Origin of the sequence: Microcystis sp. LE18-22.4A (genome assembly GCF_027531105.1) — a bacterium.
GTDB lineage: Bacteria > Cyanobacteriota > Cyanobacteriia > Cyanobacteriales > Microcystaceae > Microcystis > Microcystis aeruginosa.
The window spans coordinates 1-15,057 of record NZ_JAPZRB010000481.1 but is presented as its reverse complement, the minus strand read 5'-3'; the positions used below and the strand labels follow the sequence as shown (position 1 = coordinate 15,057).

Genomic DNA, 15,057 nt, shown 5'->3' with positions numbered 1-15,057 from the left:
GGGGATCGGGGGAAAATTCAGGTACTTTTTCCCTGAAAATTAGGTAGTTGACCACCTCAAAACTGGTAAAACCCCACACCCCACACCCCACACCCCACACCCTGCCACCACCGAAAAGCTTTTTCAGCAAACCCTAATTAGCTAAGTTGTTCGTAATTTAAATTGCTTGTTGAGACGAGGCAAGAGGCAAGAGGCAAAACCCCTCCTTGCCCCCCCCGATGTCGGGGGGGGTTGGGGGGGCGGGGGAGGTTCGGCTAATCTAAGAATAAGCGGTTTAAATAGGGTTAGCTGAATAAATCTAAAAACCTTGTTGGATAAGACTTTTGGACTTTTTTCCCCTCAAAAAGTGCCAGCCATTGCGGGGATCGGTGGAAAATTCAGGTACTTTTTCCCTGAAAATTAGGTAGTTGACCACCTCAAAACTGGTAAAACCCCACACCCCACACCCCACACCCCACACCCTGCCCCCAGGAAAAACTTTTTCAGCAGACCCTAGTTATTCTCCCATCTCCCCCCCGCAACGCGCACGAAGTGGTCTCCCCACTCCCCACGGTTATAGAAACCTCGGCAGAAAAGTCTCTACAACCAGGTTTTTCTAGGAATATTAGGAAAGGAGATTACCGCGACTACCGTTAGGAAGAATAGTTTCTTCGAGGGAAGCAGAAAGAAGATTATTTTCGGTTAAAATCGCCCCAATTAAGTTAGCTTGTTTGAGATTAGCTCGTTTAAGATTGCTTCCCACTAAATAACTCAAGAGTAATCCCGCTTGGTGTAGATTAGCACCGGAAAGGTTAGCGGAGGCTAAATTAGCGCCGAGCAGATTACAACCGGTTAAGTTAGCTTGGCGAAAATTGGCTTTATTAGCGTCAGTTTTACTTAAATCGGCTCCAGTTAAGTTAGCTCCCTCAAAATCGCTACAATTGAGGTTAGCTCCCGTCAGATTAGCACCTTCGAGGTTAGCATAACGTAAATCCGCCCCCCGTAAATCCGCCCCGCGCAAATCGGCATAGCTGAGGTCGGCGTATTGAAGATGGCAGTTTTCCAGATTAGCTTGATAGAGATAGGCTCGAATTAGGTTAGCCTCTTTTAAGTTAGCATGGCTAAGATTAGCAGAGCTAAGAATAGCACGAGTGAGAATAGCCCGTTTTAGGTTAGCTTTCCCCGCCATGGCATGAGTTAAAGTGGCTGAGGTGAGATTAGCGGCTTCGAGATTCGCTTTCAACAGTTGAGCAAAAAGTAAGCTACTGTGAATTAAACAGGCAGAACTTAAATCAGCCTTTTTGAGAACAGTATTACTCAAAATTGCGCCGCTTAGTTGACTTTGGCGCAAATTTGCCCCAGAAAGGTCGGCTTTAGTCAGGTTAGCATCGATAAGACAAGCTTTGCTTAAATTAACTTCTTCGAGGGAAGCGTCCTTGAAATTAGCGTTAATTAAACAAGCTTCGGCTAAATTGGCTCGTTTTAAGTAACTATGACTTAGGTTAATCTGGTTTAAACACTGTCTCTTTAAATTGACTCCGCTAAGTCTGACTTCCGCAAAGTTGCGTTCACCTCGATTATACAGTTCGATTAGATGTTCACGATTGGTTAAGGCATTGCTACTCATAAAATAACTAAATTGTTCTGGAAGGTGATTTCCAGAGAATTGGTTGGGGAAAATTACTGATCATGAAGTCGATCTCTAGGATTAGTACAGGGAGGAACTAGGGATTTTTGCGAATAAATAGCAATTTTTAACCAATTACGGGCTTAAAATCCCTATTGGCAATCACTAAAACCGGTAAAGAACGAAAAGAATCGGGGTTCAATACCAAAAACAGTCTCTACCTAAACCCGCCACTTGTTGCCAGCCAGGTCTAGGCATTAAATTAGAGAAGTCTTGTGCGTCAGTTTTTCTGACTGAATCTACTGCCTCGCCGATGTCTTGACTCGGTATCATACAGTTGAATTTGTTAGGTCTGCTTAGTCAGTCCGGTAGCCAAGAGGCTAAAACTATTCATCACCAGATTTCGGGGACTCTCCAGTTGAGCAAGCATAAAACTCTGTAAAAGTCAATCCCTCTTAGGGGTGAACTGCCCAATTCTATTCCCTGAAGTCTTGGTTTATTCAGTCTATCAGGTTGTGGTCTGTTTTGGCAAGAGCGGTTAATGGCTTTTAATCAATTCGCCAAAAGGCTGGATTTTTCGTAGGGGATAATTGTATAGACTGGTCATCTAAATATTGTCTGAGACTGGGGGAAGGATTGAGGAGATAAATATCGGTAAATTGATTTTTTAAGGATGGGATGGAAACTCTAGGGTTCGACGGAACAAATAAATACTTTGTCTTAGCATCAGTAGTATGGATAAGGGGCAAGGTATCTAACCAATGTTCTGAAATAATTAGAGGTTTTTGACTGCGATTAATCATTGTATAAGCGTTGGGAATATTACTACCATAACCCACATATCTAGTTGCTGGCGGTGGATAGGGAATTTTGGCAATTAATCCGAAAACTAGCAATAATATTAAGAGAATTTTTGCCCAGATTTGGCGATGCTGTAATCCCTTGCTTAGTAAAAAGGTAACTGCCAGCAGCATACCGAGAAAACTTGGTAAGTAAAATCTGCCCACAGCCGTGTAGCGAAATCCTCTGATTAGATCCCATGCTAAAAGAGAGAAAAAGGGGATAATTGTCAGGAGAATGATCAGGGTAAAAACTTTTTTATCGGCTTTTTTGCCCAGATAAATAAAGGAGATGATGACGAGGATAATTAGGCAGTATTCAATAATAGGGGTGATGGTGGAATTGGTTAAACTAAAATTATAAAATAAACGAGCGATCATTCTTACCCATCTTTGCCAAAGGATCTCTAGGGGTAAACTGCCTTTTGACCATCCAAAGACAGTAAATCGACTGGTAAAAATCTGGGTTAACCAAATTGAATAAATACCTAGGGAAGCAAGTAAGCTGATGCTATAGTATTTTTTGGTTAAAGAGTTAAAAGAATTCAGCTGCAGCAGAAAATATAGGCTATGAACTACTAGAACAAAGATAAAGAAAACATGGGTATATAAACCAGCGATTAGGGATAAACTATAGAAAAACCAATCTTTTTTCGGTTGCGAGGAATCAATAGCTTTGAGAAATAACCAGCTAGAAAGTATCGAAAATAAAACATATAGTCCGTATTCCCAAATTCCCAGAGCATAACCAGTAAAACGCGGGGAAAAGAAGATAAGTGTAGCGGCAATTAAAGCGGCGTTTTTATTTTTAAATAAAGTCAAAGCTAAATGGTAAAAACTCCATAAAATACCAAACCAAATAATTACTGAAAATCCCCTTAAGACTAGATAAGAATTGCCCAATAATCTTGCAAAAAACCAGAGGAAACTGTAATAGAGAGGTAGATCATAATTTGAGCTAGTATAAAGAGAGGCTAAGGTATCAGGAAAACCTTTCACGGAATTAACCCCTTGAAATTGCCAGAGTTGTTCTGTAGATTTAATTTGTCCATCGAACAGATAGTTAATTAACTGTTCGGGTGTGTAACCAGAAAGATGGAGTAAGACCAAAGATTCATCGTGCCAAACATAACTATAGTAGGCGAGATGGACAAAATAGAAAATATTGAAAATAATCAATAAACCTAAAGCAAATCTAATCCCAGATTGACGGGTAAGCATAATTATCTTGATCCTGTTAAAAAATCACTGATTACTGTTGACTAACTCCGGTTTAATTAATCTAGAATTTTGATAGGCAATGGGTAAAGTAAACCAAAATTGTGAGCCAACCTGTGGGGTACTTTTTACCCCAATTCTCCCAGAGTGAGCCTCGATTATTTGCCGACATTGGTAGGAACCTAAACCGATTCCCGTTAGGTGTTGATTATGAAGATTTCTTACATATAAATGGAAAAGATGTTGACATTGTTCCTCATCCATGCCAATGCCATTATCGCTTAAAGTGCAGTAGAGCATATCTTGGTCAATACGAGCATCTAAAGCTAATTGAATCGGTGAAGGGTTATGTTTTAAGGCATTATTTAATAATTGTTCAAAAACACTTCTTAGCTGACAAGGATCAGCATCAATAGCGGGTAAGTCATCGGGGAGAAGATTAATAAAAGTAGCTTGATATAAATCAAAATCTTTTTGCCAATCTTTGAGCCAAATTTCCACCTGTTCTTTTAAAGATAGAGGTTGACGATGCAAGATTAAAGGCCGTTCTTCAGCAAAATGATTTTCTGATAAAGCATTAATTAAAGTTAATTGTCGATCGCAACTACGCACCACCTGATCGAGCATTGCTCGCGAGATAGTTACTTTTTCTGTTTGCCGACACTGGAAATTTTTTAATAACATCACTAATCCCATAATCGAAGTGCGAAGATCGTGGGATACTGCCTGTAAAAAAACCGTTTTCATTTCGTATAAACGCTGAATTTCCCGGACTTTCTCCCGCAGTTCCAGGGTTCTTGCTGCCACTTCCCGTTCTAAATTATTATTCAAGCTTTGCACCCTCTGATATAGTTGCGCTTGGCCGATAGCAATACAAACTTGGGTGGCTAACTGTTCTAGTAATTTGACCTCGCTTTTTTGCCAATGACGAGGATGGGAATACTGATGGACCACCAAAGCGCCTAAATGTTGATGATTAACCGTTAGAGGTAAAACTAAAGAGGATTTAACTTGCAGATATTCGTAATAACCCTTGAGAGTGGGTAGAGTTTGCACCTGAGCGGTATTATCGGCAATAATTAACTTATCTAAAGAAAATAATTGTCCCAATTCTTCCAGTAATTCTGGTTCGGGAAACCAACCCATCAGCGAGGGAATATCGGGACGACGGGACTCAGCGATTACCTTAGACCAACCCCCCTCTTGACAGTGACCGATATAGACTTGATCGGCATCAAGAAAACGTCTGATTTCCTCAACAATGGTATTTAAAACCTGATCTATATCTAAAGATTGATGGACTTTTAAAGCAACTTGTGTTACTAAATGTTCTCTTTCTAAAGTTTCATTTAAAGCTCGATCGATCTGTTGTCTTTCGCTAATCGCCGCCGATAAAAACAGAGAAGTTGACATGACAATGACTAAAAAGATTTGTAAGATCAAGACACCTCTGGTATAATCGGGAGCCTGTAGGATAAAAGGACTGATTCCCCTGGCCAATCCCATCAAAGCTAAAATAGATACTAAAAAATTCGCTATTACCGCTCCCCAAGTCTGAAAACGCATGGCGGCCCAAACCACAAAAGGAAAAGGCAGATATTCGAGGTACTGCACCATACTCCAATCGGGGTTAAGAAAATTTGGTTGATCACCAAAAACCACAGAAGTCACCACCGTTAGCAAACTCAGACAAAGTAAGGCCTCGCCAAAGCGTTGGGGTTGTCGTGGTTCCCGCAGGGAGTGACGATTGAAGCAAAAACGCAACAGCAGCGGCGTGGTCATTAATATTCCTGTACTATCTCCGAGCCAGATCATGCCCCAAGACTGTCCAAATTGTCGCCAATCCCAAGTATTTAGCCAACTACGGGCAAAAGTATCGATAGTGGCATTAACTGCCGAGGCTAATAAAGCCGCTAAAAATACCAGTAAAAGAATATCGCGAATGCGCTGTAAAGTGGCGGAAAATCTCAGATAATGCAAGAATTGCGCCCCTAACAGAGCCGATAAACTGCTACCGATCGCCGAAAATAGAGCTATGGGCCAACTGGCCCCTAAAAAGAAGGTAAGAAGCAAATCCCCGATAAAAACGCCTAAAACTAGCCTTTTTCCCCCTAAAAAAACAGCAGTTAAGCCAATACCAGCACTCATCCAAATCGGGGCAGGTCGCGACCCTAAATTTAAGCAGAGATAGCCTAGCCAACCAACACCCAGATAAACCAGGGCAACAAGCACAATTTTAGACCGATCTGATGAAATCCGTAGCATTTTCAGTTATCAGTTATCAGTTATCAGTTATCAGTTATCAGTTATCAGTTATCAGTTATCAGGTTTAAGTTTTAAGTTATTAGGTTTAAGTTTTCAATTTTGGTTCTTCGGTTTTTGTTATGCAATGGACGGGGGTTATAAGGGATGGAACCCTTATATAGAAAGGCATTTGGCGATTTTTGTCAATTATTTTTGCTCTAGAGCGAACTAATCAATTAAGTCTCTTGCCAGATAAGGATTTAGTCGATTTATGCCCCCCTATCGAACCATACTAAGTAACGAAGAACCTCAATTTTCAATAAATTTAGTATCTTTCACTGGTCGCTGGTCACTGGTCACTGATCACTGGTCACTGGTCACTGTTAATCTATTTCCAGATTGCCTAAACTAGGAGTAGTTCTGCCTCATGCAGATGGGTGAAAACCGTACATTTTCCCGTTAGGAATCAAAGATCATGCGGATTTTAATTGTTGAAGACGATCCTTTAATGCAGTTAGGTTTAGAACAAGCGCTCGGTGAACAGCCGGATTTTGAGATTGTTGGTCAAGCTAGTGATGGTCTAGCGGGGGTACAATTAGCCCTATCCCTACGGCCGGATTTAGTGGTCATGGACATCGGTTTACCCCGTCTCGATGGCATTGCGGCAACTAAACAGATTAAGGAAGGTTTAGCTAATGTTCATGTGGTCATGCTCACTTCCCACACTCTCCAGCAGGAAGTGATCGCAGCTCTGGCTAGTGGTGCTGATGCCTATTGTATCAAGGGAGCCAGTCTCGATCGCCTTTTGGCCGCCATTGAAGCGGCCAAGGATGGGGCCACCTATTTAGACCCCCAAATTGCCCGTTTAGTCATGGATAATCTCAAACCGCCGGCAGTGCAACCTAATCCCAATCTAGCACTTTTATCAGAGCGAGAAATGGAGGTTTTAAAGTTAATTGTTGAGGGCAAAAGTAACGCTGAAATCGCCGAACAACTTTATTTAAGTACCAATACGATTAAAACCCATGTGCGGGGAATTATGAATAAATTAGCCGTGGACGACCGAGTACAAGCGGCCGTAATTGCCCTACGTTCCGGTATTGTTTAAGGGGAAAATGGCGATTTACTTATCCCCTATTCGAGGCTTCTCTAATCACCTCTAAAACCGCTGAAGCATGGGAAATAGTCGGGACGTGACCGGATGCCAAAACCACTGTCTTTGCTCCCATTCTCTCGGCCAAATTAAACTGTAATTCTGGGGGTACGGCTTGATCTTGACTAGAGACAATATACCAGTTCGGCTTATTTCTCCAGGCGGTTGTAGTGGTTTTTGCTGTTAGTAAAGAGGCGGCTGCTGGGGTTTGGGTGGCATAAATTAAAGCGGCTTTTTCGGCGGGCAAATCATTGGCGAGAATCTTCTCTATTCCCTCTTGAGAAATCCAGATAAACCCCTCTTGTTCTTGAAAATACTGTGATGGGGTTTCGTATTCACTAAACAAATCTACCATCGACTCCCCCGCATCGGGAGCCAGCGCTGCAATGTAAACTAAACCGGACACTTTTTCATCGTTGCCGGCTTCTGTGATTACCGTACCCCCCCAAGAATGACCGACTAGAATACATTGTCCTTCGATACGGTTTAAAATTCTTTTCGTAGCAGCTACGTCATCCGCTAGAGAAGTGAGAGGATTTTGCACTGCGATTGCTGCGTATCCTTCGGCTAATAACTGGGCAGTTATCTGATTATAACTAGAACCATCGGCCCAAAAACCGTGAACCAAAACAATATTGTTAATTCTGTTCATAAGACCTCTTACAAAACTCGAAAAGTGCTGGTTTTTAACATTTTTTAACTCTCAGAGAGCTATTAATATTCTTACATTGTAGCCATTAAGCCCATTTTAACTTTTTAACTCAATTGCCGGTGCTATAACCATCCAAAAAGTATATTCAATCATTTATAATAAGTTATCGACCTATCTCTGTTGGATAAACCATGACTATCGCTCAAAGCTTACCCCTAGTCGAGTCTCATGTAAACCCTGAGATAATCTTCCCACAAGGCCAATTTTGGAGTGATGAACCGCCCTTGGAAAGTAACCTACATCTACAACAAATTATTTTACTAATTCAGTGTTTAGAATGGTGGTGGCGCGAGCGAGAAGATTATTTTGCCGCCGGCAATTTAACTATCTATTACAGTCCCAACCAGAAAAAGTCAGAATTCTTTCGTGGTCCCGATTTTTTCGTCGTTTTGGGGACAAATTCCAACCCCAACCGCAGAAGTTGGGTAGTTTGGCGAGAAGAGGGCAAATATCCCAATTTAATTATCGAAATTCTCTCCGATAGTACCGCCAAAGTTGACCGAGAGGAGAAAAAACAAATTTATCAAGATATATTTCGCACTCCCGATTATTTTTGGTTTGACCCAGAAAGCCTAGAATTTCAAGGATTTACCCTAATTAGCGGTCAATATCAACCGATTGCCCCCAATCCCCAGGGATGGCTCTGGAGTCAACAATTAGGCTTATATTTGGGTTTATCTGCCAATACATTGCGCTATTTTACCCCCGAAGGGGAATTAGTACCCACTCCCGCAGAAGCGGCACAACAGGCAGAAAATCGGGTTTTAGAGGCAGAAAACCGGGTTTTAGAGGCAGAAAGCCAAGTCCAGCAAGAAAAGCAAAAAGCTGCGAAATTAGCGGCTAAACTGCGGGAATTAGGCATAGATACCGAGGAAAATCTCTAATCTTCTTTTTTGATTAATAGTCAACAGCTTACCGCTCCTCAATTGTTGAACCAACCTAAGCTAACTGGTAATCTCTAGAATCGGTGAAAATTTAACTTTATTTCCAGAAATTTTCGGCCTCGGGACTAAGGAAATCCTTAAGAATTTGGAAAATTTCTAAATTGGCTAGTCCTTGCTTAATTAAGTCAGGAAATTGACTCAAAACTTCGATAATATTATCGGCAAAATTATAATTTTTATCTTGTCCACAATTAACGGTTAAATAAGCCAGTAACTCCACTGCATAATCGGTAAAATCCATCACATCGGCAATACAGGCTAGTTTGAGAATTTGTTCGGGGGTTTTTAGAGACAAGAAATCAGCCGATAAATCTGGGGCAATTAAGTCTCTGTAGTAATAAGCTTCCCCCCAGAGTATTTGCCCTGGTCGCCGAGATTGAATAGGAGAAATACTGCGAATTCGATGGGAAGTTGCTAAATGAAATAGGGAAAAAGATTGTTGTCTTAAAAACTTATCAATATCAGCAAAAAGAGGTTGATCGAGATAAAGAGGTGAAAATTCAACTTCTATTTGTATACCCAAAACACTGCGGGATAATATCTCTAAACCTCCCTGTAAAACATCTAAATCTGCCCCTTGCACATCAATTTGTAAAAAATCTATAGATGGGATATTTTCCTGTTGACATAATTGATCTAAAGTAGTGGTTTCTAGGTCAAAAGTAAAGTCTAAGTTAGCAAATTCTGGTAAATTGTTAAAACGGTTTAAAAAATCTTCATTGGGATGATAAAGAGAACTACACATCGGATGTTTAGTTACATATAAAGTCTTTTCTCCCTTAGATTTTGCCAGGGCAATGGCTAGATGTTTTTCCTGCCAATTAATATTTCGTCTGACCAATTCTTCATTAGCTTCTTCACAAGCATCCCCATCGGCATCTACTCCCAAAATTGTTAAATTGGGGGCAAAAATCTGCCATCCGCTGCTACCATAATCGTCTTGAGTGCTAAGTTTTCGTGAACCAACATTACAGACGGTAATCGAAATTTGATCGAGATGACCGCTTTGTTTGAGACTTGGAGTAAATAAGGGCATATTTTTTCTATCTGGCTATGGAGAAATAGGGCAATTGCTAAGATATTCCTGGTCTATAGGTAAGGAGGATACTAATCGCAGAAAGCTCCGCGCAAGCGTAAGGTTTCCCGCAATTCCTCGGTCATACCCACGTTATCGGCAAACTTTGTCCCCTTCACTTTTGCCCCGCTAAAATTCGCTTGAGTGATGTTGACTTCAACCAAATTAGCTCCTTCTAAATTGGAGCCGATTAAATTAGCTAAAGCCAAACTAGAACGGTAAAAATCAGCATAACTTAAATCGGCATTAGCTAATAAGGCTCCGCTTAAATCCGCTCCTTTGAAACTAGCATGACTGCCATTAATTTCGCTTAAATCAGCATCGGTTAAATTGGCCCCGCGCAGATTAGCTTGATAGAGATTGGCCATACCTAAAGATATACCACTTAATTCCGCTGCTAGGAGATTTGCCCCAGTAAAATCCCTTAGGGGATCAAGTTCAGCTAATTGGGCCAGTTCGAGAAAATCATCACTAACAGAAGCATAAATTCCCTCGATTTGTGCTGGCAATTTCTCTAAATTTTCTGATGCTGCTGGTTTCGGTTTAACTAGAACAGTATCTAATTCTACCGGCGATGACCCCAAAGAAATACGACTCAAAAAAGCATCAAATTGATTTTCCATCAGGAAAAATGCTAACTTTCGCTCTAAAATACTATGTTTATTGGGACTTATATCGTGTTTCCATAATCCCGATGTTTCCGTGATACAGATATCGGCAGCTGTCACCGAAAATTGCACCGTGAGACGATAAGGTTCTTCCTCAACACTCACGGTTCCTAGGTTAATCCTTTCGATCGCTCCTGTAAATATTGACTGAGGACTTTTGAACGATAACCGCCATTGATGATTATTAATACGATTTATGTATAACTCTTGACTAGAAAGAGGATTTGGTGTTAGGTGACAATTAACTAAAACAAAATCTAATTTTCCTCCTTTCAGTCCCCATTTAATTTCCCCGCCGAGGAGAGATTGAATTTGAGCTTGTAGGTGTAAAGTTAAATATAAATCAAATTTTTGCGAGTCGGTGGCTACTGGTTTTAGGGTTAAAGATACACTATCGGGATAGCGATCGAAGGCAGCTAAAAGACGCATAATCCAAAAGAGAAAAGCCAAAATAAACAGTAAAAAAGTGGTGTTTCTCCGGCCCTAAAGCCGAGAACTCACCCCTATTTAAAACAATAGCCGATTTTCTCGATCCTCGCTGAACATTTCTTCGGCGATCGCTGAAGGATTGCCCCTGAAAATCAAGGTTAAATTAGTTGACTTTCTCTTTTTTGCCGATATTGTCGTCCGCATTAAAAAACATCGGTAAAAAGCGTTCCATAAACATTTGTGGATCACGATTCCAGGCTTTTTGCGCCGCTTCTACCCGGAATAATTGTAATTTCGGGTCGAGAAGGGATTGGGGTAAACGTTCCATCAGATATTGAGGACGTTCCCAAAGCGGCATAGTGGCGGCGATTTCCATTAAATGACCGACGCGGCGCAATTCTGCCCCCAGGGTGATATCCATACCCGATTCATAGGCGGCCTGTTCGATCGCTGAGTATTTGGCCTTCGCTTTTTCGACTTTTTGCCGATGTTCGGGGCTTTTTTGGGCAATTTTGGCTAACCAACGATTACCCCAACGCACATGACCCGCTTCTTCAGGAAAAATTTTGGCGATCGTTTCCCGAATTTTCAGATTTTCTGGGGTTTGTTCCCCTTCCTTGAGGGCATAGATATGGGCGGCAAAGTATTCGCATCCCCGTTTTTCCGTGACGTTAATTGCCGCTAGGGCCGCAATCAGTCTATCTTCCCTTTGTTCTTCGCCTTGGAATTGGTCTTGATCGAGAAGACGTTCAAATTCGTCGATATAGGACAACCCCGGCGGTTTCCCCACATCGGCCCCCAATTCGATCAATAAATCGGTTAACCAGTAGGCATGGCGGGCCTCATCGGCGACGTGGTGGGAAAGGTCCTGGATCAGTTCTTGCGGTTGTCCGTCTAGGGTTTCGATCAGTTCGGTCAGGTCTTTACAGCTACGTTGTTCGTTGTAGCGGTAACGGTTGAGGGTGACAAGATGAATTTCGCGATCGCTAATGACACGCTTCATGATGTCGCGAGCGCTCATCGTCTTCTTGAATTTACGAGGGTAAGCAACGGTCATGATTTTGTATCGTTTTGTTAACGGCTTTCCGTATTCTAACGGAGTTTTTCCCCAATCTGGCAAGGGAGCGGCAAGTGGCAAGCTTTTTTCAGTGATCAGTAAACGGTAATCAGTGACCAGTGAAAACTTACATCTGATAACTGATACTAAATCCGGTTATTAAAGAATGATTATTTATTCCCCCTTTTGCCTATTGCCTATTGCATGAGTGCCTGTCCTCATAAGTAGCCTATGCTCAACGGATTTAGTATGATAACTGATTCAAGTGGGAAACAAAATTAGGTGGTGAAAAAAAGATATTTGTCAGGAGAGTCACTATAAAAACATCAGTTTTAAAGATTTTTTTGGCAATTATTTTGATTAGGAAATATTTGACACTTCTAGGGGTGACAGAGCGACTAAAAGGCTCGCTGGATAAAGCGCATAGCCGTTAGACCTCTAGAAAAATCTTGGTGTTTTCCAGCAGCAATTCTCATTTTGAAATAAATGATGAATTAACCCCTATTGCGAACCTCAAAGTTTAGTACAAGAGAATTATCTCGTCAGCTATAGGGCGATCACCAAAAAGAAAAATTGACCCGATTTATTATCAAAATAAAAATTTATAATTGTTGTCCGTTAAGATAAAATTAATAGGTGGAACTCTATTAGTTAGTCAAATTTCCTCAAGATGGCAAAAAAGGCAGCGACCGTGTTGGGTTTCTCTTTCCCCTAGAATTGAGAGGTTTTCTTTAACCTGTTGATTCGCTCAACCCAACCTACGGACTTTATGAAAGGTGGCTAAATAAGTAATCATTATCTTTCTCATTTCAGGTTCGCATTAGATTATATTCTTCGCGGATTGATGAAGTTAGAGATTCCACTAAGATTAATTTTTCCTCAATTGACAGGGTTTTTCCTTGTTTAATTAATGTTTGTAAAGGCATCTTTTTCAAATCAAATTCAGGCACAAGTAGAGCCAATTCTTGTGTTTGTTGATTTTGTAAGTCAGTAATTAATTCTTGTAAAAATAGAGAATCATTACTTAAGTCTGAAATTTCATCTTCATAGTTTTCGAGAGCTTCTAGTTGTTGAATACGGTCACTATAATTTTTGAGAAGGGCTTCGAGAGCTTCGATAATAAATTGGATGTCTTTAAATGATAGAGTTTTCATAGTTTACCTCAACTTACACGATAAAAAAATTCACCAATTACCCTTAAGGCTTGTTGATAGGTTTCTCTTGATATGGGAAATAAGGGTTTCCATAACCAGTGATTACCTCGATCATTAATTAATTCTAGCTCACTGGGAATAGAAGTCCCCCGATCTAGTTTCCACCAGTTGTTTCCCATTCCCTGAACGGAAAAGGTCGAAATTCCGCCAGGTGTTTGTCCATCGGCAAGGGTTTCTTTTACCCATATTTGCCCATTATTTTCATAGATAGCAATATCTTTGTTAGGAAGAACATGATCCATTCTGGGAGATGTAGCATTACCTCTACGGTATAAATCAACAGGTGTTTTTATCATTTGTCACCTCCCTAATTCCCGTAAAAGTTGCATCACTTTTTCCTAAGCTGCCATATTATTCTGTTGGCGGAATAATATAGCTACTTGTTGTAGATTAATTTTTGCCTTTTCGGTTTGTTTTAATCCGGCATATAAAAGACCACGACTACGGACTACAGTAATCATAACAATTATCGTCGGTTGGGTTGACCCAAGGAAACCCAACAAAAAGCAATGGGAGGAGGGGAATAGCGAGCGCTCATTCAGACAGATTTAGGTGTTGGGTGTTGGGTTTCGTTCCGAGGTCCCAATCTACAAAACGATGCGCTCGCCCTGAAGTTCTTTCCCAATCATCGTCGTCTATTCCGTATTTCTCTCTTAAGTGCTTCTCATCCATAGCTTTCATGCTATCATACCTTTACCCTCCTGAACGGTTACGCTTTAGGAGTTAGTATATGCTAGGATCACTGTAAACTCAGTATAAATAAGAGTAAGTAAATAAACAGGAGGCTCTTCTGGTTTTGTTTCTGCGTGCAAACGAGGTCTATACTGACAGTTTCTTCCGCAAAATAGCCCTAAAAGTCCTGCCCGATAAGCATTTCACGATTCCATAAGCAAAAATTATCACACAAAGTCGAGAGGAGCCAACATATGAGTTTAAAACCTCAATCTCTAAGAACAAAAAAACGTTTTAGCATAAATGTATTACTAATCATCGTCATTCTTTCACTAAGTATTTTTTTGAGGTTTTTTGAATTATCCCAAAAACCCTATACAACAGACGATGTAAGAACTCTGCTTAGTTCTTCAGGATATACCTACCAAGAGCTTATCTCTCAATCTTTTAATGGACAAATTCTTACTGTTAAAGACCTAAACAAGTATCAAGACTTTGCCAGTGAGAAAACTAACAAAGATACTATTTACGCCCTAACTCAACAAGATGTTAGTCCGCCTCTTTACTTTATCCTATTTCGCTACTGGATGAAATTTTGGGGTAATTCAGTTCTAGTGACTCGCAGTTTCTCTGTGTTGATAGGTTTATTACTATTACCTGTAGTTTACTGGTTATCTTTAGAATTATTTTCATCAAGTCTAGTAGGTTGGATGACAGTTTGCTTAATTGCTGTTTCTCCTTTCCATATGATTAATTCTCAGGACATTCGTCCTTATAGTCTATTTTCGTTGGCAATTATATTATCTAGTTTGGCACTACTACGCAGCCTGAGAAGTAACAATAATTTTAACTGGTTAGGTTATGGATTAACTCTGGCATTAGGTATTTATTCACACGTTAATTTTATCTTTGTCTATTTTGCACAAACAGTTTATGTAATTGTCACTCAAAAATTTAAGTTTAATAAATCAATACTAAACCATATACTGGCTTCTACCATTTTATTTGTTTCCTTTCTTCCTTGGATTTTAGTTATTACTAGAGATTGGAGCGACATCAAATCTAGGATAGCTTGGTTGAATAACTTTGGCTCTTCGGGAATTGTTATGCAAATAATTAACTTAAAATAAAATTCGATGAGAGCGCCTACGCTCAAAAGTAGCTGAAATCCATACAGGGAAGGACTTAAGGCACAAACAGGTTAATACCAAAAGATAGACAATTGA

14 protein-coding genes are annotated in these 15,057 nt (G+C 40.5%); 3 read left to right on the top strand and 11 right to left on the bottom strand.

Going from position 1 to position 15,057, the window contains the following annotated elements; translation table 11 throughout:
* Nucleotides 1-604: 604 nt before the first annotated feature.
* From O9295_RS21070 to O9295_RS21055, 4 genes are all read right to left on the bottom strand, one after another.
* Entirely contained in the window at nucleotides 605-1,606 is a 1,002-nt protein-coding gene (locus O9295_RS21070) for a pentapeptide repeat-containing protein (RefSeq protein ID WP_002798377.1), read from the bottom strand.
* A 198-nt stretch (nucleotides 1,607-1,804) separates the two neighbouring features.
* Nucleotides 1,805-1,939 carry a hypothetical protein gene (locus tag O9295_RS21065; protein ID WP_255520608.1) on the bottom strand — a complete coding sequence of 45 codons (135 nt, stop codon included), beginning with the start codon at nucleotides 1,937-1,939 and terminating at the stop codon, nucleotides 1,805-1,807.
* Nucleotides 1,940-2,154: 215 nt separating this feature from the next.
* Complete coding sequence (locus tag O9295_RS21060; RefSeq protein ID WP_288035089.1) at nucleotides 2,155-3,666, bottom strand: glycosyltransferase family 39 protein; 1,512 nt, start codon at nucleotides 3,664-3,666, stop codon at nucleotides 2,155-2,157.
* 24 nt (nucleotides 3,667-3,690) lie between these two features.
* The gene (locus tag O9295_RS21055) at nucleotides 3,691-5,928 is read right to left on the bottom strand and encodes a sensor histidine kinase (RefSeq protein ID WP_288035087.1); all 2,238 of its coding nucleotides are present in this window, start codon (nucleotides 5,926-5,928) and stop codon (nucleotides 3,691-3,693) included.
* A gap of 454 nt (nucleotides 5,929-6,382) precedes the next feature.
* Here O9295_RS21055 and O9295_RS21050 point away from each other — a divergent pair, with 454 nt between their 5' ends.
* A complete protein-coding gene (locus O9295_RS21050) occupies nucleotides 6,383-7,015 on the top strand; it encodes a response regulator (protein ID WP_002737320.1) in 633 nt (210 codons plus the stop codon).
* Nucleotides 7,016-7,034: 19 nt separating this feature from the next.
* Here the strand turns inward: O9295_RS21050 and O9295_RS21045 are convergent, their stop codons facing one another.
* Nucleotides 7,035-7,712, bottom strand: coding sequence for an alpha/beta fold hydrolase (locus tag O9295_RS21045; RefSeq protein ID WP_079209698.1), 678 nt, complete (start codon nucleotides 7,710-7,712; stop codon nucleotides 7,035-7,037).
* A gap of 191 nt (nucleotides 7,713-7,903) precedes the next feature.
* On the opposite strand from O9295_RS21045, the gene O9295_RS21040 reads away from it, so the two are divergent.
* Nucleotides 7,904-8,656 (top strand): Uma2 family endonuclease, encoded by a 753-nt coding sequence (locus tag O9295_RS21040; protein WP_288035083.1) that lies wholly within the window; start codon nucleotides 7,904-7,906, stop codon nucleotides 8,654-8,656.
* Between the two features lie 97 nt (nucleotides 8,657-8,753).
* Here the strand turns inward: O9295_RS21040 and O9295_RS21035 are convergent, their stop codons facing one another.
* The 6 genes from O9295_RS21035 to O9295_RS21010 form a co-directional block, all read right to left on the bottom strand.
* Nucleotides 8,754-9,752, bottom strand: a complete 999-nt coding sequence (locus O9295_RS21035; RefSeq protein ID WP_288035081.1) for an FkbM family methyltransferase — start codon at nucleotides 9,750-9,752, stop codon at nucleotides 8,754-8,756.
* A gap of 71 nt (nucleotides 9,753-9,823) precedes the next feature.
* Nucleotides 9,824-10,888, bottom strand: coding sequence for a pentapeptide repeat-containing protein (locus tag O9295_RS21030; RefSeq protein WP_288035091.1), 1,065 nt, complete (start codon nucleotides 10,886-10,888; stop codon nucleotides 9,824-9,826).
* 163 nt (nucleotides 10,889-11,051) lie between these two features.
* On the bottom strand, nucleotides 11,052-11,945 hold the full coding sequence (locus O9295_RS21025; RefSeq protein WP_288035079.1) for a ferritin-like domain-containing protein: 894 nt from the start codon (nucleotides 11,943-11,945) through the stop codon (nucleotides 11,052-11,054).
* Between the two features lie 809 nt (nucleotides 11,946-12,754).
* Entirely contained in the window at nucleotides 12,755-13,099 is a 345-nt protein-coding gene (locus O9295_RS21020) for a hypothetical protein (RefSeq protein WP_125732479.1), read from the bottom strand.
* A gap of 8 nt (nucleotides 13,100-13,107) precedes the next feature.
* Nucleotides 13,108-13,455, bottom strand: a complete 348-nt coding sequence (locus O9295_RS21015) for a Tse2 family ADP-ribosyltransferase toxin (protein ID WP_288035076.1) — start codon at nucleotides 13,453-13,455, stop codon at nucleotides 13,108-13,110.
* A 42-nt stretch (nucleotides 13,456-13,497) separates the two neighbouring features.
* Complete coding sequence (locus O9295_RS21010; protein WP_287739413.1) at nucleotides 13,498-13,620, bottom strand: hypothetical protein; 123 nt, start codon at nucleotides 13,618-13,620, stop codon at nucleotides 13,498-13,500.
* Between the two features lie 465 nt (nucleotides 13,621-14,085).
* Between O9295_RS21010 and O9295_RS21005 the strand changes: the two genes are divergently transcribed.
* Nucleotides 14,086-14,961, top strand: coding sequence for a glycosyltransferase family 39 protein (locus O9295_RS21005; RefSeq protein WP_288035073.1), 876 nt, complete (start codon nucleotides 14,086-14,088; stop codon nucleotides 14,959-14,961).
* The last annotated feature ends 96 nt before the right edge of the window (nucleotides 14,962-15,057 follow it).

Bases quoted from the DNA above. Each gene is read 5' to 3' on its own strand.
- O9295_RS21070 (WP_002798377.1), bottom strand. From the start codon at position 1,606: ATGAGTAGCAATGCCTTAACCAATCGTGAACATCTAATCGAACTGTAT.
- O9295_RS21065 (WP_255520608.1), bottom strand. From the start codon at position 1,939: ATGATACCGAGTCAAGACATCGGCGAGGCAGTAGATTCAGTCAGAAAA.
- O9295_RS21060 (WP_288035089.1), bottom strand. From the start codon at position 3,666: ATGCTTACCCGTCAATCTGGGATTAGATTTGCTTTAGGTTTATTGATT.
- O9295_RS21055 (WP_288035087.1), bottom strand. From the start codon at position 5,928: ATGCTACGGATTTCATCAGATCGGTCTAAAATTGTGCTTGTTGCCCTG.
- O9295_RS21050 (WP_002737320.1), top strand. From the start codon at position 6,383: ATGCGGATTTTAATTGTTGAAGACGATCCTTTAATGCAGTTAGGTTTA.
- O9295_RS21045 (WP_079209698.1), bottom strand. From the start codon at position 7,712: ATGAACAGAATTAACAATATTGTTTTGGTTCACGGTTTTTGGGCCGAT.
- O9295_RS21040 (WP_288035083.1), top strand. From the start codon at position 7,904: ATGACTATCGCTCAAAGCTTACCCCTAGTCGAGTCTCATGTAAACCCT.
- O9295_RS21035 (WP_288035081.1), bottom strand. From the start codon at position 9,752: ATGCCCTTATTTACTCCAAGTCTCAAACAAAGCGGTCATCTCGATCAA.
- O9295_RS21030 (WP_288035091.1), bottom strand. From the start codon at position 10,888: ATGCGTCTTTTAGCTGCCTTCGATCGCTATCCCGATAGTGTATCTTTA.
- O9295_RS21025 (WP_288035079.1), bottom strand. From the start codon at position 11,945: ATGACCGTTGCTTACCCTCGTAAATTCAAGAAGACGATGAGCGCTCGC.
- O9295_RS21020 (WP_125732479.1), bottom strand. From the start codon at position 13,099: ATGAAAACTCTATCATTTAAAGACATCCAATTTATTATCGAAGCTCTC.
- O9295_RS21015 (WP_288035076.1), bottom strand. From the start codon at position 13,455: ATGATAAAAACACCTGTTGATTTATACCGTAGAGGTAATGCTACATCT.
- O9295_RS21010 (WP_287739413.1), bottom strand. From the start codon at position 13,620: ATGATTACTGTAGTCCGTAGTCGTGGTCTTTTATATGCCGGATTAAAA.
- O9295_RS21005 (WP_288035073.1), top strand. From the start codon at position 14,086: ATGAGTTTAAAACCTCAATCTCTAAGAACAAAAAAACGTTTTAGCATA.